Genomic DNA, 24,232 nt, shown 5'->3' with positions numbered 1-24,232 from the left:
GTCACGCGGCCTGCAGGGCCACCACCGAGGACTGGCTGCCCAGTGCGAACGCGAAGGACAGTGCGGCCCGTACGTCGGTGCGGCGTGCCCCGCCGAAGACGGAGTCGAGGCCGCACTCGGCGTCGGCGCGCACGCTGTTGGCCGTCGGGGCGATGGTCTGCGCGTCCAGCATGGAGGCGGTCGCGGCGACGTTGACCAGGGACGACGCCCCGAAGAGATGCCCGAATATCGGCTTCACCGAGGTCAGCGTCACCTCGGTGTCGTCGCCGAAGACGCGCCGGACCGCGCGGCTCTCGGCGACGTCGTTGGAGCGGGTGCCGGTGCCGTGTCCGCACACATGGCCGATGTCGCCGACGGACAGGTCCGACTTCTTGATCACCCGCTCGGCGAGCGCCGCGGTCTTCTCCCCCGACAGCTCCATCGTCGTCGGATGCGCCGCCTCGTTGGCGACCCCGGTCGCCAGCACCCAGGCGTAGACGTGCGCGCCGCGGGCCAGCGCGTCGGCCTCGCGTTCCAGGACGAGGGCCACCGCTCCCTCGCCGAGGGCGGTGCCGTCGCGGTCGGCGTCGTAGGGGCGGATCGAGTCCGCCGCCGTGGTGCCGAGGCTCAGCACCCGGGACTTCGGATCGGTGTACACCTGCAGCAGGTTGGCGGTCAGCGGGAACTCGTGGCCTACGACGACCATGACGTCGGCCTCGTCGGAGCGCAGTTCCGCGGCGGCCGACCGCAGGGCGTGGGTGCCGCCGACGCAGGCCGACGAGACGGTGGTGACGTAGCCCTGGACGCCGGTGCGGATGGCCGCGATGCTCGCCGGGGCGCCGGGCAGGCCGCCCAGCACCTGGCCGATGCCGGACGCCGAGTCGAACTCGCGCTCCCACCACTGCAGCGGGCCGCGGGAGGAGGAGGCGACGACTCCGGCGCGGTGCGGGTCGAAGTCGCCGACACCGGCGTCGGCCAGCGCCTCGTCGATGCTCGCGAGGGCCGCGAGGATCTCCCGCGAGTACTTGCTCGCGTGCTTGGGGTCCAGGCCCTCGACGACGGGGTCGTGGGTGAGCTGTCCCGCCATCACGGTCGGCACACCGCGGTCGTTGAACGCCGTGTGCGCGGTGAGCGCCGACTCCCCCTCGCGCACCCGGTGCCAGAAGTCGCCGGCGGTGCGGACCCCGCCGGCCAGCGTGAACCCCATCCCGGTGATCGCGAGGCGCGTCATGCGGCACGCTCCTCGGGTACTTGCAGGACCGCGCAGGTGTAGGAGTAGCCGCCGCCGGCCCCCAGGACGAGCACGATGTCGCCGGGTGCGAGGTCGCCGGCGGTCTCGGCGTCGGCGATGTTGGCGAGGAAGTCGCCCGCGCCGAGGTGGCCGGTCTCGCCGTAGTGGCACACGATCCGGTCGCTGTACTTCTCCTCGACCGGCCCGATCATGAGTTCGCGCACCTTGTCGCTGAGCCGCGGGGCGAGCACCTGGGTGATCCGCGGGTCGCCGGGCGCGAGGCCGGCCCGGTCGAGGGCCCGGTCGACGGCCTCGGTGATGCACTCGTGCGAGATCGCGCGCAGCCGGGGGCGGCCGCCCTCGTCGGAGAACTTCTCGGTCGGCATCGCGTTGATGTACGGCGGCGTCGCGAGCGGTTGCGGTCCGAAGCCGTCGTAGTCGTCGCGGGTGCGCCACAGTTCGGGCGCGGCGACATGCTCGACGGCCAGCACATGGAAGGCGTCGCCGGGGGCGGGCCGTCCGACGACGGCGGCCGAGGCGCCGTCGCCGTAGGCGAGCATGACGTGGCTGCGCCAGTGGTCGACGGCGGGTGCGCCGAAGCGGTCCGCCGCGACGATCAGTGCGTGGGCGTGCTCGTCCAGCCGCAGTTGTCCGGCCGCGAGGGTGAAGGCCATCGCGGCGCCGTTGCAGGCCTGTTGGACGCCGACGGGTGCGGCCGAGCGCGGCAGGCCGAGGCCGTCGGCGACGCAGTGCCCGGCGGTGAAGAAGGGGTTGCCCTGGTAGTTGGTCCATGCGTACGCCAGCAGCCCGACGTCGGCGGTGGGCACGCCCGATGCCGACAGTGCGGCCCGGCCCGCGCTGACCGCCATCGCCGGCGCGGACTCGGTGGCCCAGCCGCGGGCGATGTGCAGCGTCACCTCGCCGTGCCGGGCCGCCTGTTCGGCCGTGAGGTTCCCGGTCCGCACCTCGTCCTGGGGCCTACGTGTCTTCTCCGGGAACCAGCAGCGCGCCGCCCGGATACCGAGAAGTGGCTCGACCGTCCCTGTCTGCAGTGCCATGAGATGCTCCTCCGTTGTCTGGGATCCTGCGCGCGGGCTCAGGTCGTCCTGGTGACGGCGCCCTGGGACCAGCACTCGGTGATCTGCAGGGACGCGTCGACCTGGAAGATGTCGACCCCGACGAAGACGGCTTCCCGGCCGGGGATGTCGTGCGGCCAGCCGGTGGCGCCGGTCCAGGTGCCCGTGCCGACCCAGCGGTAGGCGAAGCGGCGCTCGGACTCGTCGACGAACGGCCCGAAGTCCGTGGCGTAGCGCAGTCCGTCGAATTTGCCGGTGAAGCCGGAGACCCATTGCGCCATTTCCGCCGGGCCCGAGATCGTCGACGGGTCGATGGTGGCGCCGATGTCGGGAAGGTGGAGTACGTATCCGGCCGGGGAGATGATCTCGTGGGCCACGTCGGAATCCTCGTTCCACATGCGCAGCCAGCTGTCCCATATTTTGTCCGCGACGGACGTGTCGAGCCTGAGCATTGGTGCGTTCCCCCATTGGTTCCGTGACGGCAGAAGTCGTTGATGGCGTGCAAGTCTGCGATGGCGTAAGGGCGTTGGCCTCTACGCCGTGGGAGCCGCGGCCGTCTTGCGCGGGCCGGCCAGGGCGATGGCGGCGGCGAGGACGGTGAGCACGGCGGCGGCGATCCACGCGTGGCGCAGGGCCGGTACCGGGGACTGGCCGGCGTGGGCGGCGCTGCCCTGGATGACGAGGAGCAGGGCGACACCGATCGCGATACCCATCTGCTTGGCCATGGTGTGCACGGCCGATCCGGAGGCGTAGAAGGCCTGCGGGATGGTGGCGGAGACCCGGCCCGCGAAGGCGGCCATCGCCACGATCGTGCCGATGGAGGTGAGCATGGAGCCGGGCATGATCGCTGCTGCGTACGGCAGTTCGGTCGGTGCGGTGACGGTCCACCAGACCATGCCAGCGCCGAGGACGACACAGCCGAGTGCCGCCGTGGCGGCCAGGCCGATGCTGCGGCCCATCCGGCCGGTGAGCATGGCGAAGATCGGCATCAGTACGGTTCCGGGCGCGATGGCGAGGCCGGTCTCGATGGCGGAGTAGCCGCGGACGTTCTGGGTCCACAGGACGACCGAGAGCAGCATCACCGCGAAGGCGGCGCTGTAGACGAACGCCGCGATGTTGGTGCGGACGTAGACGGGGATGGCGAGCAGTTCGCGCGGGACGACCGGGGAGGGGTGGCGCAGGTTGCGGACGACGGCGACGACGAGCAGGACCGCCGCGCAGCCGAACGCCGTCAGGGTGGTCGCCGAGCCCCATCCGGCGTCGGGCGCCTCGACCAGGGCGTAGACGACCGCGCCGGCGAAGAGGGCGACGGCGAGCGCGCCGATCAGGTCCGGGCGCGGGGCCGCGGAGTTCCGTTCCGAGCCGGGCAGCACGCGTACGCCCACGGCCACGGCCGCGGCTCCGATCGGCACGTTGATCAGGAAGATCAGCCGCCAGTCGTACTGGACGAGCACGCCGCCGACGATCGGCGCCATGGCCGCGGCGATGCCCCCCGCCGCCGTCCAGCTGCGGATCGCGCGCTGCTGCAGCTCGGGCGGGTTGACCTGCAGCAGCAGGCCCATGGAGGTGGGGGTGAGGGCTGCGGCGCCGAGCGCCTGGAGGGCGCGCGCGGCGATCAGTACCGGCAGGGACGGCGCGAACGCGCACAGGGCGCTGGCCAGGGTGAACAGCACCAGTCCGCCGAGGAAGGTCTGCTTGCGGCCGAGGTGGTCGGCGAGTCGGCCGGCCGGGATCAGCGCGGCGGCGTAGAGGATCGTGTACGCGTTCAGGGTCCAGCTGACGACGGCGTTGCTGTAGCCGGGGAACTCGTGCTCGATCGCCGGGAAGGCGACGTTCACGATCATCATGTCGAGGCTGGTCAGTACGAATCCACAGCACAGGACGGCGAAGACGATCGCTCGGCGGCGGTCGGTCGCCTTGTCCACCGGTGCGGTGGTGGCGAGGGCGGGCGAGTCGGCGCTCATGGTCCGTTCTTTCGGTCGGGTCGGGGTTGGTCGCTCGGTCGCGGCCGGGTCAGCGGATGACGCCCTTGGTCCGCATCAGGTGCTCGGACAGATAGCCGTCGTGGGGCACCCCCGCCTTCATCCAGGTCGTGGTGTGGGCGCCGACGTAGACGTTGGCGATGCCCGGCTCGTCGAGGAGGCGCTGCGCGAACTCCATGTCCTCGGTGATCGCGGCGACGACCAGCGAGCCGACCAGCGGCGCGATGCCGTCGGCCCGGCTGAACGGCGCGATCCACACGCAGGGGAAGGGCAGTTCGACGCCGAGCACGGGGGCCTTGGCGTCGGCCGCGACGCGTACGACGGGGTGCAGTACGGCGGTGTCCGGTGCGACCGTCTCGACGATGTCGGTGCGCCCGTGGGCGGTGGTGCCCTGTCCGACGCGCTCGACGTACTGCGCGAGTTGACGGGCCGTCACCAGGGGCAGCTCGGTGCGATGTTCGCCGGCCTCCGACTCGGCGAGCCGCTCGGCGAGCGCGGCGCCGAACTCCTCGGCCCGGGCCCGGTCTCCTTCCACGAGCACCGCGGTGGTGCAGGTGCAGGCGACGCCCCCGAGGCCTGCGACCGAGGCGGCGACGGTGTCCAGGTGGGCGCGCCAGTCGACGTCGTCGGTGATGACCGTCTTGGAGCGGCCCGGCCCCTGGGTGAGGACGGCCGGGTCGGCGGCGTACTTGTCCACGACGGACTGTCCGCCGTAGACCAGCGCCCGGTCGGCCTGCTCGACGAGCACGTCGGCCACCTCGTGGTCGGTGGGCAGCAGGGCCACGTGCGAGGTGAAGCCCGCCTCCCGGAAGGCGCGCACGAGGCGTTGCGGGGTGAAGGGCTCGCGGCTGGAGGGCCGGACGGCGACCGCGTAGCCGAGGGCGAGCGCGCTGGGCCACAGGCCGTGCACGCCCGGGGTGTTGCCGGAGGCGAGGACGGCGAGGGTCCGGCCCTGGCGGGCCCAGTAGGCCGCGCCCTCCCGCACCCGGGGGTCGTCGAGGCTTGTGACGGCTCCCCGCGGGATCTCCTGGGCGAGGGTGTCCGGCAGGGCGCGCAGGGTCCTGGCGATGGCGGCGATCGAGGCCTGGGCGACCGCGCGCGGCACGCCGGCGCACAGGCCGACCAGATCGAGGTAGTCGTCGATGGACTGCCCTTCGAGCACGGCGTTCTCGAACAGGTCGGCCGCTTTGGCGAGCATCTCCAGGCGGGTGGCGTACGGCAGCACCGGGGCATGCGCCAGCCGCGCGAAGGCGCGGGTGACGTAGAGCCGGGGCACCTCGGAGATGGCGCCGATCTCGCGGCCGTCCGGCAGGCGGAGCGGCTTGCTGCTGCGGGCCAGGTACTCGCCCGCGTCGGTGATCGCGTCGACGTGGGCGGACAGGGGTGCGCCGTCGGTGGTGCTCATCGTCAGTAGACCCCCTCGGTGACGTTCGTGCCGTCGAAGGACTTCACCGGTGCGACGTCGGCGACCGCGTCCCCGATGTGGCCGTCCTCGGCCGGCACCCGGATCGCGGTGTCGCGCTCCAGGTTGTTGGGGATGAACGCGAACTTGGTGATGTGGTTCATCACGATCTGTCCGCGCTCGCCGTGGGCGACCGGGCGCCCGGTGTCGGGGTCGACGACCCGGAAGAAGACGTAGGGCGAGAAGGGGTCGAAGGTCGCGAGGCCTGAGGGCTGCTCCTCCTTGCGTTCCACCGCGACGCTGAGGATGGTCGTGCTGCCGTAGCCGCCGACGATCGGGATGCCGGGGAAGACCTCCTCGCGCAGGATGGCGCGGGTGTCGGGGTCCATGTGTGCGCCGCCCCAGGCGATGCGCTTGACCTTGGAGCGGACGAGGTCGACGAGTTCGGGGCGTTCGGCGATCTTCGTCAGCAGGATCGGGATGGTCTGGATCATCCCGACGTCCTGGGTGACAAGGATGTCGGCGGTCTGGTCGACGAGGTGGTCGACGTAGGCGCGCAGTTCGTCGGTCTGGCCGCGCTCGATGAGCTTCTTGACCCAGCGCGGGTCGATGTCGATGGTGAACCGCTTGCCGCCGAGCGCGTGCGACTGGCGCACGGTGACCTCGCCGATCATGTGCGGGCCCGACGGTGTCGTGGCGAGCAGGTTGATGCCCGAACCGCCCAGGCCCGAGGCGGCCTTGCGGCCCGCCCAGGCCAGGTAGCGGGTGAACCAGTCCTCGAACATCACGAACCGCTTCGGCCGGCCCGTCGTGCCGCCGCTCTCGAAGACGGCCGCGATCTTGGGCGAGTCGCCGAGGCCGCGCGGGACGAGGTCCTCGGCGGCGATGTCACGGAACTCGTCGACCACGTTGGGGAATTGGGCGAGATCCTCGACGGTCTTCACGTCGGTGAGGGGGTCGAAGTCGAGGTCGGCCCTGCGCCTCAGCCAGAACGGCGACCCCGTCTCGGTCCCGAAGTGCCACTGCATGAGCGTGCGCACATAGGCGTCGGCGTCGGTGACGGTCTGCTGCAGCGGATCGATGTCCAGGATCGACCAGTCGGGGGCGCCGGGGACAGACATGGGTGGGTCCTTTCGAGGGTGTCGAATTCCTTGCGATTCAAGGGGTGTTGGCGTTCAGGGCCGCGGGACCGTGGGGCCGAGCTTCTGCACGAGGGCGGCCGACCAGGTGAACCCGCCGCCGCCACCGACGACGAGGGCGTACTGTCCGTCGGCGAGCAGGTCCGTGCGCCGCAGGTGGTCGAGGTTGGCGAGGAAGTCGCCCGCGCCCAGGTGTCCCGTCGTCTCGCGCTCGCAGTGCAGCGTCGGTCTCAGACGGGGGTCGATCGCCTCGGAGTACATGAGGTCGAGCACCTTGGGGCTGAGCCGGGGCAGCATCGTGGCCGCCACGTCGGTGATCCCGACACCGGCCGACTCGACGACGCCGCCGACCAGTTCACCGATCGTCTTGACGGCGGCCTCGCGGAACTCGTCGGTCCCGCCGGAGCGTTGGAAGAAGGCGCGCTTGGTGGCCTTCACGTCGACAGCCGCCCGCAGCTGGTGCGGGGTGCTGCCGAAGGCGTCGCCCTCGCGGTACATGGCCTCGAACTGCGGGCGGGCGCGCGAGTCCAGCGCGAGCAGGCGCAGCGCGGGCCCGGTCGTGGCGTCGGCCTGCGGGGAGAGGATGACGCAGGTGGCGCCGTCGCCGTAGACGGTGTCGTAGTCCCCGGCCCATCGGTCGAAGCCGCTGCCGCCGAAGGCGTCCGCGGTGGTCGCGACGGCCAGATCCGGCCCGCCCGGGGCCGAGGCGCCGGGGGGAGCCGCGCGGAGCCGGTCGACGCAGATGCTCAGGGCGGCTGCCCCGCCGTTGCACATCTGCCCGACCGACACCGGCACGCAGGCCTCGAAGCCGGCTTCGTGCGCGATGAAGTGCGCGGGCGACCAGAAGTCGTGGCCCTGGTAGTACGTGTGAGCGTGTGTCAGATGGCGGACACGATCCGGTAATACGCCCGCCTCGGCGGCGGCGGTACGGGCGGCGGCCGCGGCGAGCACGGGGGCCGGCTCGGTGCCGGCATGGACGCTGCGCACCCCGAGCCGCTCGCCCTCGTCCTCGGTGATCCGTCCCGACCGCACGGCGTCGGTGGCGGACTCCACTTCGGGCGGCAGCACGACGGCGCTGCCGATCACGAAGGCGGTGTGACCCATCAGGACCGGGCTCCCGCCGGGATCGCCGCCCCGAGCTGGCCGTACAGGTCGAGCTGGTCGTCGCTGAGCCAGTACTCGGCGATACGGCCGTCCTCCAGGCGCAGGATGTCGACGCCGCAGATCGAGACGTCGGCGCCCGGCGCGACGGTGGCGGTCGCGGGAACGCCGCCCTGCCATGTCCCGGTGAAGCGCCAGCGCGCCACGACGAACTGGCCGCCGGCGAGCCACGGGCCGAGTTCGGCGGCGAAGCGCGCACCGGGGCGGTAGCAGCTGCGGAATCCCTCGATCCAGCCGGTCACATGGTCACGCGTCGTCAGCGAGGACGACGGGGGCATTCCGAACGTCGGCAGGTGGACGGTCACGTCGTCGGCAATGAATTCCGCCGGGTCCGTCCGGCCCGTGCCGTTCCACAGGCCCGTCCAGTAATTCCAGATCGTGTGCGCGACGTCGGCCTGCGGATCGTTCAACAAGGATGGTGTGGGTTGCAACGTCCTTCTCCTTCGCTGTCGCCGCGGAAGTTTTCGACGGCGCCCTGCACATCTCGCGAGAGGCCCGCGGATTACGAATGCATGGCTCGGGACGGCTCACAAATCCTTGTCGGCCATTTACATCCCCCGCTCACGCTGTCCGGGAACAGCCGTGGCTCTCCGTGACGGCGGCTCACCCCCGGTGGGATCGACCATAGCCGAGCCCGCCACCCCTCGCAACCCCTAAGTAAGTAGTTGCAAACTAATGCCGAGGAGGCGTTACTGTCGCTCTGAGCTGCGTAAATGACTTTCATCCGCTGCCCGACGAGCCATCGTCGGATCAGGTTAGTTAGTGCTAGCATCCATGAGACGCGGCCCGCGGCGAGCCCGGGAGACGATGCGGCGGGGAGAGCAGGAACCTGCCACGGGACCCTGGGACCCTGACCGGGGCATGTGACACAATGAACTATGCAAAAAATCCGCATGTCCGCAGCAGAGCGACGAGCACAGGTTCTGGATGTCGCCATGCTGGAATTCGCCCGAACCGGGCTTTTCGGCACCCCCGTGGATGTGATCGCCAAGGCGGCCGGGGTGACGCAGCCATATGTTTTCCGGCTGTTCGGCAGCAAGACCAAATTGTTTACCGAATGCGTGCGCATTTCGTTTGCTCAGTCGACGACCCGCATGCTGGACGCGGCCGAGGGGCTGTCCGGGGTCAACGCCCTCATCGCCATGGGCAACCAGTACCGTTCGAACCTCGAGAACAACCCCGATGTGCTCATCCAGGTCCAGGCCTTCGCCGCCTGCGCCAACGACGAGGTGCGCGAGGCCGTCCGTGAGGCCTACGGCAACCAGTGGCAGCAGCTGGCCAAGCGGGCCGGCGTGGACGCCGTGCAGATGAAGATCTACATGGCGCTCGGGCTGCTGCTGAACGACCTGACGATGATCGACGCGAAGAACCCGGCGGGCGAGGACGAGCAGTGGGTGCAGGACGCCTACACCGTCATCGACGCCGACGTCTTCGCCGCGCTGGGCTCGCTGGACGACACCGGTAAGTGACGCGGTACCCGCGTCCGTTGCCACCACGGTTCCCGCGCCCCTTCTGAATTCCCGTCCGCAGCGCTGTATCCGACGCACCCTCCACCGCCTCTGTACGGGGGCCGGTGGGACACGGCCCCGAGGGGCCGTCCCCCGGTGACCGAACCGTCAGGGGCCGTGCGCGGCCCGTCTCCGTGCGGAGCGTGCGGAGACCGTATGTGGAGGGAACCGACGTCATGCCGGACCACCAGCGTCGTGCAGTCATCGTCTCGGGGGGATCTCGCGGTATCGGACGCGCCATCGCCGTCCAACTCGCCGCGGAGGGTTACGACATCGCCTTCTGCGGCCGCAGCCGTTCCGCCGCGGCCGACGAGACCGCCGAACTCGTCCGGGCGCAGGGGGCGGCGTGCTTCCACGCGCCGTGCGACGTCGCGGACCATCAGGCGGTGGAGACGTTCGTCAAGAGCGCCGAGCACGAACTCGGGCCGGTGTACGGCCTGGTGAACTCCGCGGGCATCGTCCGCGACAGCCATCTGGTGATGATGCCGGTGGAGGACTGGGGCGCGGTCATCGACGCCAACCTCACCGGCACCTTCAACTTCTGCCGCACGGTCGGCTTCGGCATGCTGAAGCGGCGGGCGGGCGTCATCGTCAACATCTCGTCCGTCGCCGGGGTCTACGGCCACGCCACCCAGGCCAACTACGCCGCGTCCAAGGGCGGGGTGAACAGTCTGACCCGCACCCTCGCCAAGGAGCTGGCGCGGCAGGGCATCCGGGTCAACGCCGTGGCCCCGGGCTTCATCGACACCGACATGACCGACACGCTGAGCGAGAAGGCGCGCAAGGACGCGCTCGCCTCGGTGCCGCTGCGCCGCTTCGGCACCGCGCAGGAGGTCGCCGACCTCACGTCCTTCCTGCTGTCGGACAAGGCGGGTTACATCACCGGGCAGATCCTCCAGGTGGACGGCGGCGTGGCCCTGTGACCCAGCCGCACGGGCGCCCGCTCCCCGGCGAGCTGCACGTGTGGTGGCTGCCGGTGCCGCCGGGCACGTCGTCGGGGCGCGCCCGCTCCGTGCTCGACGCGGCCGAGACCGAGCGGGCGGGCCGGGTGCGCCGCCCGGAGCGCCGGCACCGCTTCGTGCTGGCGCACGCCGGACTGCGTCTGCTCTGCGGCCGCTACCTCGGCACCGCGCCCGGCGAGGTGGCCTTCGAACGCGCGCCGTGTCCGCACTGCGGTGGCGGTCACGGCCGGCCCCGGCTGCGCGACGCCGGCGGACTGCACTTCTCCATGGCGCACTCGGGAACCGCCGTCCTCTACGCCTTCTCGACCGCTCCCGTAGGAGTCGACCTGGAGGCCGCACCGGCCCGACCCGGTCTGGAACGGACGGTCGGCGCCTGGCTGCACCCCGGTGAACGGCGGCAGCTGCACCGACTCCCGCAGGCCGAACGGCCGGGCGCCTTCCTGCGGTTGTGGGTGCGCAAGGAGGCCTATCTCAAGGGGATCGGCACGGGCATCGCGCACGGGGTGAACGGTCCGCCCGGTTCCTACGACGACGAATGGGCGCTGCTGGATCTCGGTGCACCCGAGGGATTCGTGGCCGCCGCGGCGGTACGCGGCGGTGCTCCGAAGACGCTGCGCTGCAGCTCGCTGTCGCCGTCGGCCGTGGCGAGGGGGACGGGGGCGGGGACGGGGACGGCGGTGTGGTCGTCGGTGCGGGAGGCGGCCGGGGAGGTGCCGCGAAGTCTGCTGGCGAAGGTGGCGAGTTGGCCTGCGCCGGGCGGCGACGGGATGGAGCGGACCCCGAACTGACGTCGTTGGGGCGGTGGTTATGCGTCGGCGGCCGTCAGCACACCCTGCGCCTCCAGCCGTTCGGCGAGGCGGCGCAGGGCGCGGCCGCGCAGTGGTCCCACGGAGCCGCGGGCGATGCCCAGAGTGCGGCTCACCTCGTCGTAGCCGGGGGCGGGGTCAGCGCTGAGCAGCGTCAGCAACGCGCGGTCTCGGGAGGGGAGTTGGGAGAGCGCGGCGAGCACCTCGGATCGGCGTTCGCCGGAGAGCACGGCGGTCTCGGGGCCGTTGCCGGTGGCGGGGCGGTCGAAGAAGGAGCCGTCGCCGACCGGGACGTAGCGGCCGGTGCTCCGACACTGCTTGAGGCTCTCCCGGCGGGCGCACGTCGTGATCCAGGCGGCAAAGCGGTGCGGGGAGTGCAGCCGGGCCATGCTCTGGTACACCCGCAGCCAGGTCAGCTGGTACACCTCCTCACAGTCGGCCGGGCTCAGGCGGTGCGAACGGGCCACCGTCCACACCAACGGCGAATACCGCTCCACAAGTGCCGCCCACGCCCGCTGACTTCCCGCCAGACAACCAGCGACGAGCTCGGCGGCGGACCCGGTGGGGGTGTCGGTGGTACGCGGCACCAGAACGGTTTCCTTCCAACGGTGGGGCGGCGGTCAGCCGCCTGGGCAGCGGGTGGGGTGGGCGGGGCGGGTGCCGGGACGCGCAACCGCTCCGGCCGGCACCCGACGACAGGTCTGCGTCAGCCGGACCGCCCGGCCTCCACGCCCACGCAGCCGACGTCGCCGTCCCGGGCCACCGCGGTGACCAGAGCGAACTCACCGGCGGGGCGCCAGGTGGGGCGGAGCAGGTGCCGGGACACACAACCGCACCGCCCGGCACCCGAGGACAAGGTCGGCATCAGCCGAGGTGCCCGGCCTCCACGACCGCACAGCCGACGTTCCCGTCCCGGGCCACCGCGGTGACCAGAGCGAGTTCGCCGGCTTGGGGTGCAGGCGGGGCACGTACCCGGACACGCAACCGCGCCACCCGGCACCCGGCACCCGGCACCCGGCACCCAACGACAGGTCCACGTCAGCCGAGATGCCCGGCCTTTTCGACCACGCAGCCGACGTTCCTGCCCCGACCACCGCAGCGACCAGGGCGAACTCACCGGCCGGGGCAGCCGGTGGAGCAGGTCGAGCAGGTGCCGGGACACGCAACCCCGCACCCCAGCCCCCGACGACAGGTCCGCGTCAGCCGGACTGCCCCGCTTCCACGACCGCGCAGCCGACGTTCCTGCCCCGACCACCGCAGTGATTAGGGCGAGCTCGCCCACCAGGGCAACGGGCGGGGCAGGTGCCAGGACGCAACCTCACCGCCCGGCACCCGTAAAGAAGTCGGCGTCAGCCGAGATGCCCCGCCTCCACGACCGCGCACCCGACGTTGCCGTCGCGGGCCACCGCGGTGACCAGGGCGAGCTCGCCCGCCGGGGCGGTGGTGTGCTGCCAGGTTCCGATCAGTGCGGCGATCTGCAGGATTCCGGCGGCGCTGAAGCACTCGCCGACCGACTCCTTCACCGCGAGGCGGCGGGCCGGTGAGCGGCCGCCGAGTGCCGTGCGCACCCCGCGCTCCTCGATGCGCTGCAGGCCGGTCAGCCCGGTGGCCCCGTAGGACACGGCGCCGACCTGTTCGGGCCAGCGGTCGCAGCGCTCCAGGGCGGTGGTGACGACCGAGGCCAGTCCGTCGGCGAGGCGGCCCGGTGCGCTGTATCCCGTCTCGCAGGCGAGCACCCGGGCGAGCACGGGACGGCCGGCGGCCGAGGCCTCCGCCTCCTGTTCGACCATCAGCATGGCGGCGCCCTCGCCGACGGGCGCGTCGGCCGCGAGCGACCCGGACAGATGCCAGCCCCAGGCGCTCTGCGCGCAGAACTCCTCGACGCCGCCGACCAGGATGCGGTCGGCGTGTCCCTGGCGCAGGGCGTTGCGGGCGTACCGGAGGGCCTGGACGCCGGAGAGATGGCCGCCCGCGATGGTGGCGTTGACTCCGTGGAGCTTGTGCCGGATGGCGATCTGACCGGCCGCGCAGTTCATCACCGTGTTGGGGAAGAGACTGGGGTTGACCAGGTAGGGCCGCTCCTGGCGCAGCGTCTCCAGGGAGAACTCGCTGGAGCTGCGGATGCTGCCGGTGCTGGTGCCCAGCACGACACCCGAACGCTCCCCGGTCTGTCCGGGGTGCGCGTCGAGCGTCAACCGGCAGGCCACCAGGGCGAGTTTGGTCGTACGGTCCAGATGCCGGGTGCCCTTGCGGCCGATCAGCTCGGCCACGGGCAGGTCGGGCACGACGCGCACCGGCCGGGGCGGCAGGCTCTCCTCGCCGAGGCCGGACGGGTCGGTGTGTCCCGCGGTGCCCTCGGCCACGGCGCGCCCGAGGGCGTCCAGGCCGATCCCCGCGGCGCTGACCGCGCCGACCGCGGTGACCGCGAGCGGGGTGACGGCGAACGGAGTACTTGCCGGCCGCGGCGCGGTGGCGACGGCGGCCGGGGCGGCTGTTGCCGAGGTCATGCGACCCTCCCGAGGATGGTGATGGCGTTGTTCCCGCCGAAGGCGAAGCCGTGGTTCTCCACGATCCGCGGCTGTGCCGGGCGCGCCCGGCCGGGCACCGGGTCGACACCCGGGCCGAGGTCGGGATCCGTGCGCTCCACTCCGGCCGTGGGCGGCAGGAAGCCGTCGTACAGCGCCCGACAGCAGATCAGCGCACCGAATCCGCTGGCGGCGCCCATGGTGTGGCCGATCATGGACTTGATGGAGCTGATCGGCGGGATCCGGTCGCCGAACACCGCGCGGGCGGCGGCGACTTCGGTGGCGTCGTTGGTACGGGTGCCGGTGCCGTGGGCGCAGATGTAGTCGATCTGTTCCGGCTCGACCCCGGCGCTGCGGTGGGCCGCGCGGATGCAGGCGGCGATGCTCGTCGGGTCGGGGTGCACCATGTGCTCGGCGTCGCAGTTGACGCTGTAGCCCAGCACCTCGGCGTAGATGCGGGCGCCGCGTGCGACGGCCCGTTCGTACGGTTCGAGCAGCAGGGCGACCCCGCCCTCGGCGGTGAGGATGCCGCTGCGGTCGGCGTCGAAGGGGCGGCAGATCTCCTCCGCGAGGGCGCCGAGCCGGTAGAACCCGGCGTGGGCCCAGCGGTTGAGGGAGTCGGCGCCGCCCGCGAGCATGTAGTCGGCGTCGCCGCCGGCCACCATGTCGAAGGCGTAGCCCAGCGCGTAGTTGCTCGCCGAGCAGGCCGTGGCGAGGGTCAACGCCTCGCCGGACAGGCCCAGTTCGCTGTTGACGGCGGCGGCGATCCGGCCGGCGGGCGCCGAGCCGACCAGGTCCGGCGGCAGAGACTTGAGGCCGTCGGCCGCCCAGGCGCCGACGAGTTCCTCGATCACCGCGGACTCGCCGCTGGTGGTGCCCATGACCGAACCGGCCCGGCCGCGGGCCAGGTCGTCGGCGGCGAGGCCCGCGTCCTCGACGGCGAGCCGGGCGGCCGAGGCCGCGAACTGGCTGCTGCGGCCCCACTGCCCGGGGTCGATGCCGCGCAGCCAGCGGCGGGGCTCGAAGTCGTGCACCTCTCCGGCGTGGACGTGCGGGAATCCGGTGGTGTCGAAGGACCGTACGGCAGAGGTGGTACGGCGTCCGGCGCGGATGGACGCGGTGAACTCGTCCGCGCCCATGCCCGCGCTGCTCACCGCGCCGAGGCCGGTGACGACCACCCGGCGTGTGCCGCGCTCAGACATCGGCTGCCTCCTTCAGGGACCGGGACACCACGGCGCGCACCCCGTCGAGGTTGGTCATCTCGGTCAGGTCGTCCTGCGGGATGGCGACGCCGAGGTCCTTCTCGATCCGGGCGAGGATCTCGATGGCGAGCAGCGAGTCGGCGTCGTGGTCGTCGATGAAGCTGCTGGTGTCGGTGAGCTCCTCGGGCTCCAGTTCCAGGACGTCGGTGACGATCGCGCGAAGGGTTTCGTCCTGCTCGGTGGTGAGGGTGGAAGCGGTGCTGGGCATGACGACTGCCTTTCGTGACAAGGGCGTTGAACGGAGTCGGAGGTGGTGCAGGTGGAGGTGGACGCAGGCGAGGGTGGCGGCCGTCAGTGGAGCCGGCCGGTGTCGGCGACCGCCGGCCGCGCGGGCGTGCCGCGGTGGCGGAGGTTGACGGCCGACGCCCTGGCCAGGGCCACCGGGTTGAGGAAGCGCAGCGGGCCGATGAGGCGGGAGGCGAACATGTGCATGTGCCGGGCCATCGCCTCGTCGCGGGCGGCGGCCGAGAACATCAGCCGCTCGAAGGGGTTGAAGGGGCGGCTCCTGGCGTAGTCGGCCGCCAGGTGCTGGTGTCCGCCCAGGGCCTTGCGGTGCCGGCGCCGGTAGACGGTGAGCGCGGCGGCGAGGTCTCCTCGTCCGGTCACCGCGTCGCCCGTCGACTCGGCGAGCCACTGCGCCGACTCCAGGGCCCAGCCGCAGCCGACGCCCCACAGCGGGTCGCCGCACAGGGCGGCGTCCCCGATGAGGGCGACGCCGGGTGCGGTCGGACGCCTGCTGTGCAGCGGGTAGTTGACCGTTCCGGTGACCTTGGTGATCCGCTGCGCCCGGTCGATCGGCGGCGCCTCGGGCAGCTCCCGTACGAACTGCAGGAAGGCGCCCTCCAGGTCCTCCCGGAACGCCGGCAGGCGCTTCTTGTCCGGGATGACGGCGACGACGGTGACGCCGTCGTCGTTCGGCATGGCGTAGGCCATGTCCGGCTCCAGGAACCAGGAGTGGGTGATGCCGTCCTTGAGCGGCAGGTCCCGGAAGTGCGCGAAGTAGCTGAAGCGGCCGTTGGTGAAGGTGCGGCCGGGTACGTCGGCGAACTTGGCGACGGCGGAGTCCTTGCCGTCGGCGCCGACGACGAGCCGGGCCCGGATCTCGCTGTCGCCCGCCTCGCGGCCGGTGACGCGTACGCCCACGGTGCGGTCGTTCTCCTTGACCAGCCCGGTCACGGTGTGCCCGAGCAGCAGGTCGACGCCGGGTGTCTCGGCGGCGCGGCGGCGCATCAGCGGGTCCAGGGTGCTGCGCCGCACGTTGTAGGCGTACGGCAGCTCCGGGCCGCCGGGTGCCGCCTTGGGCTCGATCCAGCCCCAACGGGTGTACCAGCGCGCCTCGTTGCGCACGGCGCCCACCTTCTCCAGGTCCTCGATCAGGCCGAGCTCGTCGAGCACCGGGTAGGCGCACGGCTGGAGGTAGTGGGTGCACAGGACCTTGTGCGCGGCCGGGTCGGAGCGGCGCTCCAGCAGGGCGACCCGGGCTCCGCGCCGGGCCAGCAGCATGGCGGCGGCGCTGCCCGCGATGCTGGCTCCGCTGATGACGACGTCGTAGGAACGATGGTGCTGGGTCATGCGCTGACTGCCTCCGAATCGGGCTCGAACAGACCGAGCAGGCCGAGGAATTCGACGATGTGCGCCGCCACCGCGTCCGGCGCCTGGACCTGGCAGAAGTGACCGAACGACGGGTCCTGCCGGGCCTCGGCGGCGGGGATGCGCCGCAGGAGTTCGGCGACCGCCTCCGGGGGCGCCGAAGGGTCGTGGTGACCGCTGATCAGGCGTACGGGCGAGGTGATCCGATGCAGCGGAAGGTCGGCGGCGCGCGCGAGGGCGGCGTAGAACTGCAGGAATCCGTGCGGCTCCACGCGCTCCCTGACCTTGCCGGTCATCGCCTCGACGATGTCCTCGGGCACAGTGGCGGCGCGCGGTCCCATCCGGCTGCGCAGTCCCTCGCCGAGCACGGAGCGGAAGCGCCGTACGGCCTCCGCGAAGAACTGCGGGTCCAGGGGCCGGTCGTGCGGCCGGTAGACGGGGGCCACCAGAACGGCCGGTGGCGGGGCGCCTGTCGAGCGGCGTGCGAGCAGGTCGAGCAGGGTCGTGGCGCCGAAGGAGTGGGCGACGATCGCGTCAGCGGGGTCCGGCAGCAGGGCGAGGGTCCGCTCCAGCCACAGCGCCGGTCCGCCCTCGCCGGGCCAGCGGTGCGAGGAGCCGGAGCACCAGGGCAACTGCAGGGCGTACAGGTGCAGTTGGGCGGGCAGGCAGCGGGCGAGAGGCGTCCAGCTGTCGGGGTTCTCGTCGAAGCCGTGGACCAGCGCGAGACGCGGTGCGCCGGGAGTGGCGGCCGGTCGCTCCAGCACGCGCAGCAGCTCGCCGCCCACCGTGTGCTCGGTGAGCAGCCGCCATGCCTCACCGTCCGGTGGGGCGTTGTCTGCCAGCAAGATGCATCACTCCTAGAGCGGGAGGTCCCGTGGAAGGCGTCCCGGCGGGATGGGCCGCGTCGGGCTCGGAAAGGGGCGCCGGCCGCAGGGGCGGGATCGGCCACGTTCGGCCGCACCGGTCGCGTCGGCGGCGTCGAACGGTTTCGAAACTACGAAGACCGTCGCCTCGGCGGGAGCTGCGTAGCGTGACAGTGGAGCGGCGCTTTAGAACGGCTTTGGGCGCTCTTACGGAAGAGGAAAGTCCGATTCAAAGAGGCGCCTGATGGCTCGCGGTGCCCCGCAGGTCACACCGATCCGGCCCCGACCGGGCCTCCACCAGCGGCCGTTGACATCCGCCGGACCGGATTTCTAAGCTCTACTAAGTGGTAAGTAACCACTAAATCGACGGGGGAATAGTGGATATATCCGTACTCGGGCCCTTCGATGTCCGAATATCGGGCAGCCCGATCACGCCCACCGCGGCGAAACCCGCCAAGTTACTCGCCCTGCTGGCCATCGAGAAAGGGCGCACCGTCGCCCTGGACGACTGCATCCGCGAACTGTGGCCACGCCGGGCACCACGCACGGCCAACGCCGCCATCCACACCTACATCAGCAAGCTCCGCGAGGCGGTCGCCGCCGCCGCACCCGGACTGGATCCCAAGTCGGTCATCGCGACCAGGCCCGGCGGCTATGTACTGACACCGCACAACTGGAGCAGCGACCAGGAGGAGTTCGAGCGCCTGGCCGAGCGCGGGCACCGCGCGGCGGCGTCCGCCGACGACGCGGCCGCCTCGACCCAGTTCCGCCGCGCACTCGCCCTCTGGACGGGCACCGCCCTCTCCAACGTCGAGGCCGGACCGCTGCTGCAGCGCCGCCGCGCCGAGCTGGAGGAGCGCCGCAAGTCCGCGTACGAGCGCTGCGTGGCCGCGGAGCTCCGCCTCGGCCGGCATTACGAGTTGCTGGGCGAGCTGGTCGCCCAGGCCTCCGCCGACCGCACCGACGAACAACTCCACGCCCACCTGATGCTCGCCCTCTACCGCGTGGGCCGCCGCGTCCAGGCCCTGCAGGTCTACCGCAACCTCCGCCACCAGCTGGTCAACGAACTCGGCCTCGAACCCTCCCCGGTGGTGCAGGCTCTGCAGCGCGCAATCCTCACCGCGGACCGGTCACTGCACCAGGTGGGGGATGCGGGGCAGGTGCGGAGGTCGGCATAGGCGGCTGCACGCGCCGCGCCCTTCTTTGACAGCGGGCCGGTGTATCCAACGACGCCTCCCCGGACTCTGTCCCCCGGGAGCGCGGCACACCGGGCCGGCCGGAAACCCTTTCCGGCCGGCCCGGTCCGCCCCTCCACTCGGCCCGACGCTGCAGCCGCCACGGGGCCCGAAGCCACGGGGCCCGAAGCCGAGCCGGACAAGGGTGCGGTACCTGCCCGTCCGGGCCCCGCTCGCCGCACCCCCATCTACCGATGCACGAAACCTTGCGGCCCCACCCGCCCCATATCTAAAATATTTGCGCAGATTCTCGCGTTCAACGAAGTTTCTTCGGTAGACGGCCAACGAGAGTAGGTGCCTCCATGACGGTCGCCGCAGTGTCGACAGTCCACCCCGACGAGGTGCACGAAAGGCTCGGCCGGCATGTGCTGACCGACGGTTTCAAGCTCGTGCTCGACCCGCTCGACAGCCAGGGCTCATGGATCGTCGACGCGCGCACCGGCGAGAAGTTCCTCGACCTCTACTCGTTCTTCGCGTCGGCCCCCCTGGGACTCAACGCACCGGGCATGGCCGACGACCCGGAGTTCATGACCCTCCTGGCGCAGGTCGCGGCGAACAAACCCGCCAACCCCGACGTCTACACGACGCACTACGCCGAGTTCGTGGAGACGTTCGCCCGCGTCCTGGGCGACCCGGCCCTGCCGCGCCTGTTCTTCGTCGAGGGCGGCGCCCTGGCCGTCGAGAACGCGCTCAAGGTGGCGTTCGACTGGAAGAGCCGCCGCAACGAGGCGGCGGGCCGCTCCCCCGAGCTCGGCACCAAGGTCCTCCACCTGCGCAAGGCCTTCCACGGCCGCAGCGGCTACACCCTCTCCCTCACCAACACCGAGCCAAACAAGACAGCCCGCTTCCCCAAGTTCGACTGGCCCCGCATCGACGTACCCGCCGTCCGCTTCCCCCTCGAAGCCCACCTCACCGAGACCGAGGAGGCCGAGCGACGGTCCCTCGCGCAGGCGCGCCAGGCCTTCGAGGACAACCCGCACGACATCGCCTGCTTCATCGCCGAACCGATCCAGGGCGAGGGCGGCGACAACCACATGCGCCCGGAGTTCCTCCAGGCGATGCAGGCGCTCTGCCACGAGTACGACGCCCTGTTCGTGCTCGACGAGGTGCAGACCGGCGTCGGCATGACCGGCACCACCTGGGCCTACCAGCAACTCGGCCTGGAGCCCGATATCGTCGCCTTCGCCAAGAAGGTCCAGCTGGGCGGCATCATGGCCGGGCGCCGGGTCGACCTGGTGCCCGACAACGTCCTCAAGATCTCGGGCCGTATCAACTCCACCTGGGGCGGCGGACTGGTCGACATGGTCCGCTCCCGCCGCATCATGGAGATCATCGAGAGAGACGATCTGGTGGCCAACGCCGCCGACGTGGGAGCGTGGTTCCTGAACGAGCTGCGTGATCTCGAAGCCCGGCACACACCGGTGGCGGCCAACGCACGAGGCCGCGGACTGATGTGCGCCATCGATCTGTCCGACGGCGGCGTACGCGACGACGTGGTACGCCGGCTGCGAACCGAGGAGCAGGTGATCGCCTTGCCGTGCGGCGAGCGAACGGTGCGCTTCCGCCCCGCCCTGTCCATCACCCGCGACGAGCTCAAGTTCGCCCTGCGGGCCCTGGACCGGGTCCTCGCCGACCTGAGCTGACCCGTACCCCTCACTCCTTCAAGTCCACCCCACCGAAAGGCAGGGCACAGACATGGCCCGTTCCGTCGCCTCGATCGTGGCCGGCCAACCGGTCGCCGGCGCTCCCGGCGGGACTCTCCGGCGCCCCAATCCCGGTCGTACCGCCGAGGTGGTCACCGAGGTCTCGCTCGGGGACGCGTCGACCTTCGTCGAGGCGGCCAGGGCCGCGAAGGAGGCCCAACGCGCCTGGGCCGACGTCCCGGCGCCGGTGCGCGGGTCGGCGATCGGCAAGATCGGCCGGCTCGTCGAGGCGAACAAGGAGCGGCTCGCCCGCATCGTGACCGAGGAGATCGGCAAGCCGCTCGCCGAGGCGCTGGGCGAGGTCCAGGAGATCATCGACACCTGCGACTTCTTCCTCGGCGAGGGGCGCAGGCTCTACGGCCAGACCGTGCCGTCGGAGATGCCCGACAAGCAGCTCTTCACCTTCCGCAACCCCATGGGCGCGGTCGCGGTGATCACCGCGGGCAACTTCCCGGTGGCCGTACCGTCCTGGTACCTGGTCCCGGCCCTCGTCACCGGCAACACCGTGGTGTGGAAGCCCGCCGAGTACGCCGCCGCGAGCGCCAAGGCCCTCTACGACCTCTTCGTGCACGGAGGCGGCCTGCCCGACGGCGTGCTCAATCTCGTCCTCGCGGACGGGGAGCAGACGTACGCCGGTCTGGAGTCGTCCCTCGACGCCGGACTGGTCGACAAGGTCGGCTTCACGGGCTCCACGGTCGTCGGCCAAAAGATCGGCGCCCTGTGCGGCAGCCATCTCCAGACCCCCTGCCTGGAGTTGGGCGGCAAGAACCCCCAGGTGGTCACACCGAGCGCGCAGCTCGACCTGGCGGTCGAGGGCGCGTTGTTCTCCGGTTTCGGCACCGCGGGACAGCGCTGCACCTCCCTCGGCGCACTCATCGTGCACGAGTCGGTCCACGAGGACTTCCTCGCCCGCTTCGACGCCGCGAGCCGCGCGGCCCGCATCGGCGACGCCTTCGAGGACGTCCTCTACGGCCCGATGCTCGACGAGCGCTTCGCGCAGCGCTACGAGTCCTTCCTCGGCTGGATCAAGGACCACCACCGCACATACGGCTCCGACGGCGTCGGACGCATCACAACAGCCAACCCGCGCAAGGGATTTGTGGGCGACCCCGAAGCGGGCCTGTTCTACCACCCGGTGATCGTCGACGGGGTGCGCCGTGACGACGACCTGTTCCTCAACGAGACCTTCGGCCCCCTCGTCTCGGTGGCCATCTACCGGACCTTCGACGAGGCCCTGGAACTGGCCAACGCCCACGGCTACGGCCTGTCCGCCGCGATCTACACCACCGATCCGCACGAGGTCTGGTCGTACCGTCGAGGCATCTCGGCCGGCATGGTCAGCGTCAACAACACCACCTCCGGAGCCGAGGCCCACCTCCCCTTCGGCGGCAACGGCAAGTCGGGCAACGGCAGTCGGCAGTCGGGGCAGTGGGTGCTGGACCAGTTCACCCGTTGGCAGTCGATGAACTGGGACTACTCCGGCCGTCTGCAGAAAGCGCAGATGGACGTGGCCACGCTGGAGCCCGACCTCTCCTTCCGCCTGTGAGCGCCGTGGGCGACCTGGACCGGCACTTCCGTGAGGGGGTGGGCGGTCTGCGGTCTGCGGGATCTGCGGGATCTGCGGGATCTGCCGGGTCTGGAGAGGCCGCGGGTGAGGCGGCTCATGTGCCGGTCGGCGGCCTGGGCCCCCGTACGGCACTGGACCTGTTCGACGCCCAACTGGAAAGCAGGCACACGGACTTCGCCGCCCGCTGGATGCAGCAACAGGGCCGCGGCTACTACACCATCGGTTCGAGCGGCCACGAGGGCAACGCCGCGCTCGCCCTCGCGCTGCGCCCCACCGACCCTGCCCTGCTGCATTACCGCTCGGGCGCGTTCTACTGCGCCCGAGCCCGGCAGGCAGGCGGCGTGGACGCGGTCAGGGACATGCTGCTGGGGGTGGCCGCCGCAGCGGACGAGCCGATCGCCGGCGGCCGGCACAAGGTGTTCGGACGCCACGAACTGGCCGTCGTCCCCCAGACGTCGACCATCGCCTCCCACCTCCCGCGGGCCGTCGGAGTGGCCTGGAGCATCGCCCGTGCGAAACGCCTCGGCACGCAGTGCGCCTGGCCGGCCGATGCGGTGGTCTGCTGCACCTTCGGCGACGCCTCCGTGAACCACTCCACGGCCGCAGGCGCCATCAACAGTGCCTGCAACACGGCATTCCAGGGCCTCCCGATGCCGATCCTCTTCGTCTGCGAGGACAACGGCCTGGGCATCAGCGTCCCGACCCCGCACGACTGGGTACGCCAGGCGTACGGCAACCGCCCTTCGCTGGCCTATTTCGCCGCGGACGGCTGCGATCCACAGGCCGCCTTCGAGACGGCGAGGGAGGCGGTGACCCACGTACGCAAGAACCGCCAACCCGCCTTCCTGCACCTGTCGATGGTGCGCTTCCTCGGCCACGCAGGCTCGGACGCCGAGGCCGCGTACCGTACGCCGTCCGAGGTGGCGGCGGACCTGGAACGCGACCCCCTGCTGGCGACGGCCCGCCTGCTCACGAGCACGGGCATCCTCACCCCGCAGCAAGTCCTCGACCGCTACGACGAGATGAGCGGACGGGTGCTGGCGGCCGCCAAGGAGACCCTCGACAGCGAGCCCCTGACCGCCGCCCCGCAGATCACCGCCCCGATCGCACCCCGGCGCCCGGACGTCGTGGCGACGACGGCCCGCCGGCGTGCGACGGAACCGGCCACCGCCCCCGTGGGCGAACCCGTGACCGTCGCCCAAGCCATCAACCACACCCTCGCCGACCTGCTCGGCATCCACCCGGAGATGGTCGTCTTCGGCGAGGACGTGGGCCGCAAGGGCGGTGTCTACGGCGTGACCCGCGGCCTGCAGCGCCGCTTCGGCAGCGCCCGCGTCTTCGACACCCTCCTGGACGAACAGTCCATCCTGGGCCTGGCGTTGGGGGCGGGCCTGTCCGGCCTGCTCCCGGTCCCGGAGATCCAGTACCTGGCCTACCTGCACAACGCCGCGGACCAACTGCGCGGCGAGGCGGCCACGTTGCAGTTCTTCTCGCAGGGCCAGTACCGCAACCCTCTCGTCGTCCGCATCGCCGGCTACGGCTACCAGCGCGGCTTCGGCGGCCACTTCCACAACGACAACGCCGTCGGCGCCCTGCGCGACATCCCCGGCCTGGTCATCGCCTCCCCCTCCCGCCCCGACGACGCGGCGGCGATGCTCCGCACCTGCGTGGCGGCGGCGAAGACGGACGGAACGGTGAGCGCCTTCCTGGAACCGATCGCCCTCTACCACACACGAGACCTCCACGAGGAGAACGACAACGCCTGGCTCGCGCCCTACCCGTCCCCCGCAAGCCACGTCCCCATCGGCCGAGCCCGCACCTACGGCACGGGCAAGGACCTGACCCTCGCCACCTTCGGCAACGGCGTCCGCATTTCCTTGCAGGCCGCCCGCCGCCTGGAGCAACAGGGCGTTTCCTGCCGGGTACTCGACCTCCGATGGCTGTCCCCCTTGCCGACCGACGACCTGCTCCGCGAAGCCCGCGCCACGGGCCGCGTCCTGGTGGTCGACGAGACCCGCCGTACGGGGGGTGTGTCGGAGGGAGTCGTCACCGGCCTGACCGACGCGGGATTCCGGGGCGCGGTCCGCCGGGTCACGAGCGTGGACAGCTTTGTCCCTCTGGGGAAGGCGGCGGAGTTGGTGCTGGTGTCGGTGGGGGATGTGGAGCGGGCGGCGGGTGATCTGCTCTCGGCGGGGCCGGAGGCTCACAGGTGATTGGTTCCGGCCGACACACCCCCCTCTA

General features: G+C 71.5%; 21 protein-coding genes. 7 read left to right on the top strand and 14 right to left on the bottom strand.

Annotated features, from left to right (window positions below; genetic code table 11):
* Nucleotide 1 precedes the first annotated feature (1 nt).
* From MQN93_RS10315 to MQN93_RS10280, 8 genes are all read right to left on the bottom strand, one after another.
* The gene (locus tag MQN93_RS10315; RefSeq protein ID WP_242709222.1) at nt 2-1,210 is read right to left on the bottom strand and encodes a beta-ketoacyl-[acyl-carrier-protein] synthase family protein; all 1,209 of its coding nucleotides are present in this window, start codon (nt 1,208-1,210) and stop codon (nt 2-4) included.
* Nucleotides 1,207-2,268 carry a ketoacyl-ACP synthase III family protein gene (locus MQN93_RS10310; protein WP_242709221.1) on the bottom strand — a complete coding sequence of 354 codons (1,062 nt, stop codon included), beginning with the start codon at nt 2,266-2,268 and terminating at the stop codon, nt 1,207-1,209. The genes MQN93_RS10315 and MQN93_RS10310 overlap by 4 nt, the downstream gene beginning before the upstream one ends.
* A gap of 38 nt (nt 2,269-2,306) precedes the next feature.
* On the bottom strand, nt 2,307-2,738 hold the full coding sequence (locus tag MQN93_RS10305; protein WP_016435620.1) for a hypothetical protein: 432 nt from the start codon (nt 2,736-2,738) through the stop codon (nt 2,307-2,309).
* An 81-nt stretch (nt 2,739-2,819) separates the two neighbouring features.
* Entirely contained in the window at nt 2,820-4,250 is a 1,431-nt protein-coding gene (locus tag MQN93_RS10300; RefSeq protein WP_242709220.1) for an MFS transporter, read from the bottom strand.
* 49 nt (nt 4,251-4,299) lie between these two features.
* A complete protein-coding gene (locus MQN93_RS10295) occupies nt 4,300-5,673 on the bottom strand; it encodes an aldehyde dehydrogenase family protein (protein WP_242709219.1) in 1,374 nt (457 codons plus the stop codon).
* Nucleotides 5,674-5,675: 2 nt separating this feature from the next.
* Nucleotides 5,676-6,791 carry an AMP-binding protein gene (locus MQN93_RS10290; protein ID WP_242709218.1) on the bottom strand — a complete coding sequence of 372 codons (1,116 nt, stop codon included), beginning with the start codon at nt 6,789-6,791 and terminating at the stop codon, nt 5,676-5,678.
* 54 nt (nt 6,792-6,845) lie between these two features.
* Nucleotides 6,846-7,913: a 3-oxoacyl-[acyl-carrier-protein] synthase III C-terminal domain-containing protein gene (locus MQN93_RS10285; protein ID WP_242709217.1), complete on the bottom strand. Its 1,068-nt coding sequence runs from the start codon at nt 7,911-7,913 to the stop codon at nt 6,846-6,848.
* Nucleotides 7,913-8,380, bottom strand: a complete 468-nt coding sequence (locus tag MQN93_RS10280; protein ID WP_242709216.1) for an ester cyclase — start codon at nt 8,378-8,380, stop codon at nt 7,913-7,915. The genes MQN93_RS10285 and MQN93_RS10280 overlap by 1 nt, the downstream gene beginning before the upstream one ends.
* Nucleotides 8,381-8,863: 483 nt before the next feature.
* Here MQN93_RS10280 and MQN93_RS10275 point away from each other — a divergent pair, with 483 nt between their 5' ends.
* The 3 genes from MQN93_RS10275 to MQN93_RS44205 all read left to right on the top strand — a co-directional run bounded on the left by MQN93_RS10275 (nt 8,864) and on the right by MQN93_RS44205 (nt 11,228).
* Nucleotides 8,864-9,439 (top strand): TetR/AcrR family transcriptional regulator, encoded by a 576-nt coding sequence (locus MQN93_RS10275; RefSeq protein ID WP_242709215.1) that lies wholly within the window; start codon nt 8,864-8,866, stop codon nt 9,437-9,439.
* 215 nt (nt 9,440-9,654) lie between these two features.
* Entirely contained in the window at nt 9,655-10,401 is a 747-nt protein-coding gene (gene fabG / locus MQN93_RS10270; RefSeq protein ID WP_016435613.1) for a 3-oxoacyl-[acyl-carrier-protein] reductase, read from the top strand.
* Nucleotides 10,398-11,228 (top strand): 4'-phosphopantetheinyl transferase family protein, encoded by an 831-nt coding sequence (locus tag MQN93_RS44205; protein ID WP_242709214.1) that lies wholly within the window; start codon nt 10,398-10,400, stop codon nt 11,226-11,228. The genes fabG and MQN93_RS44205 overlap by 4 nt, the downstream gene beginning before the upstream one ends.
* A gap of 17 nt (nt 11,229-11,245) precedes the next feature.
* On the opposite strand, the gene MQN93_RS10260 is transcribed toward MQN93_RS44205, so the two are convergent.
* The 6 genes from MQN93_RS10260 to MQN93_RS10235 form a co-directional block, all read right to left on the bottom strand.
* Nucleotides 11,246-11,833, bottom strand: coding sequence for an RNA polymerase sigma factor (locus MQN93_RS10260; RefSeq protein ID WP_242709213.1), 588 nt, complete (start codon nt 11,831-11,833; stop codon nt 11,246-11,248).
* A 762-nt stretch (nt 11,834-12,595) separates the two neighbouring features.
* Nucleotides 12,596-13,753, bottom strand: a complete 1,158-nt coding sequence (locus tag MQN93_RS10255; RefSeq protein WP_242709212.1) for a beta-ketoacyl synthase N-terminal-like domain-containing protein — start codon at nt 13,751-13,753, stop codon at nt 12,596-12,598.
* Nucleotides 13,750-14,973, bottom strand: a complete 1,224-nt coding sequence (locus tag MQN93_RS10250; RefSeq protein WP_016435609.1) for a beta-ketoacyl-[acyl-carrier-protein] synthase family protein — start codon at nt 14,971-14,973, stop codon at nt 13,750-13,752. The genes MQN93_RS10255 and MQN93_RS10250 overlap by 4 nt, the downstream gene beginning before the upstream one ends.
* Complete coding sequence (locus tag MQN93_RS10245; protein ID WP_016435608.1) at nt 14,966-15,241, bottom strand: acyl carrier protein; 276 nt, start codon at nt 15,239-15,241, stop codon at nt 14,966-14,968. The genes MQN93_RS10250 and MQN93_RS10245 overlap by 8 nt, the downstream gene beginning before the upstream one ends.
* A gap of 83 nt (nt 15,242-15,324) precedes the next feature.
* Entirely contained in the window at nt 15,325-16,605 is a 1,281-nt protein-coding gene (locus MQN93_RS10240) for an NAD(P)/FAD-dependent oxidoreductase (protein WP_242709211.1), read from the bottom strand.
* Complete coding sequence (locus tag MQN93_RS10235) at nt 16,602-17,468, bottom strand: alpha/beta fold hydrolase (RefSeq protein WP_242709210.1); 867 nt, start codon at nt 17,466-17,468, stop codon at nt 16,602-16,604. The genes MQN93_RS10240 and MQN93_RS10235 overlap by 4 nt, the downstream gene beginning before the upstream one ends.
* A 395-nt stretch (nt 17,469-17,863) precedes the next feature.
* On the opposite strand from MQN93_RS10235, the gene MQN93_RS44200 reads away from it, so the two are divergent.
* From MQN93_RS44200 to MQN93_RS10215, 4 genes are all read left to right on the top strand, one after another.
* Complete coding sequence (locus tag MQN93_RS44200; protein WP_242709209.1) at nt 17,864-18,664, top strand: AfsR/SARP family transcriptional regulator; 801 nt, start codon at nt 17,864-17,866, stop codon at nt 18,662-18,664.
* A gap of 359 nt (nt 18,665-19,023) precedes the next feature.
* Nucleotides 19,024-20,364, top strand: a complete 1,341-nt coding sequence (lat, locus tag MQN93_RS10225) for an L-lysine 6-transaminase (RefSeq protein WP_242709208.1) — start codon at nt 19,024-19,026, stop codon at nt 20,362-20,364.
* Nucleotides 20,365-20,416: 52 nt separating this feature from the next.
* Nucleotides 20,417-21,970, top strand: a complete 1,554-nt coding sequence (locus MQN93_RS10220; protein WP_242709207.1) for an aldehyde dehydrogenase family protein — start codon at nt 20,417-20,419, stop codon at nt 21,968-21,970.
* 119 nt (nt 21,971-22,089) lie between these two features.
* Nucleotides 22,090-24,204, top strand: coding sequence for a thiamine pyrophosphate-dependent enzyme (locus MQN93_RS10215; protein WP_242709206.1), 2,115 nt, complete (start codon nt 22,090-22,092; stop codon nt 24,202-24,204).
* Nucleotides 24,205-24,232: the final 28 nt, after the last annotated feature.

Source organism: Streptomyces spinosisporus, from assembly GCF_022698145.1.
GTDB classification, from domain to species: Bacteria; Actinomycetota; Actinomycetes; order Streptomycetales; family Streptomycetaceae; genus Streptomyces; species Streptomyces spinosisporus.
Note: the sequence above shows the minus strand (reverse complement) of the source record. Positions and strands in the feature narration are given on the sequence as shown.

Coding starts and splice junctions, on each gene's coding strand:
- MQN93_RS10295 (WP_242709219.1), bottom strand. CDS start 5,673: ATGAGCACCACCGACGGCGCACCCCTGTCCGCCCACGTCGACGCGATC.
- MQN93_RS10315 (WP_242709222.1), bottom strand. CDS start 1,210: ATGACGCGCCTCGCGATCACCGGGATGGGGTTCACGCTGGCCGGCGGG.
- fabG (WP_016435613.1), top strand. CDS start 9,655: ATGCCGGACCACCAGCGTCGTGCAGTCATCGTCTCGGGGGGATCTCGC.
- MQN93_RS10290 (WP_242709218.1), bottom strand. CDS start 6,791: ATGTCTGTCCCCGGCGCCCCCGACTGGTCGATCCTGGACATCGATCCG.
- MQN93_RS10305 (WP_016435620.1), bottom strand. CDS start 2,738: ATGCTCAGGCTCGACACGTCCGTCGCGGACAAAATATGGGACAGCTGG.
- MQN93_RS10250 (WP_016435609.1), bottom strand. CDS start 14,973: ATGTCTGAGCGCGGCACACGCCGGGTGGTCGTCACCGGCCTCGGCGCG.
- MQN93_RS10275 (WP_242709215.1), top strand. CDS start 8,864: ATGTCCGCAGCAGAGCGACGAGCACAGGTTCTGGATGTCGCCATGCTG.
- MQN93_RS10220 (WP_242709207.1), top strand. CDS start 20,417: ATGGCCCGTTCCGTCGCCTCGATCGTGGCCGGCCAACCGGTCGCCGGC.
- MQN93_RS10245 (WP_016435608.1), bottom strand. CDS start 15,241: ATGCCCAGCACCGCTTCCACCCTCACCACCGAGCAGGACGAAACCCTT.
- lat (WP_242709208.1), top strand. CDS start 19,024: ATGACGGTCGCCGCAGTGTCGACAGTCCACCCCGACGAGGTGCACGAA.
- MQN93_RS10310 (WP_242709221.1), bottom strand. CDS start 2,268: ATGGCACTGCAGACAGGGACGGTCGAGCCACTTCTCGGTATCCGGGCG.
- MQN93_RS10240 (WP_242709211.1), bottom strand. CDS start 16,605: ATGACCCAGCACCATCGTTCCTACGACGTCGTCATCAGCGGAGCCAGC.
- MQN93_RS10255 (WP_242709212.1), bottom strand. CDS start 13,753: ATGACCTCGGCAACAGCCGCCCCGGCCGCCGTCGCCACCGCGCCGCGG.
- MQN93_RS10300 (WP_242709220.1), bottom strand. CDS start 4,250: ATGAGCGCCGACTCGCCCGCCCTCGCCACCACCGCACCGGTGGACAAG.
- MQN93_RS10285 (WP_242709217.1), bottom strand. CDS start 7,913: ATGGGTCACACCGCCTTCGTGATCGGCAGCGCCGTCGTGCTGCCGCCC.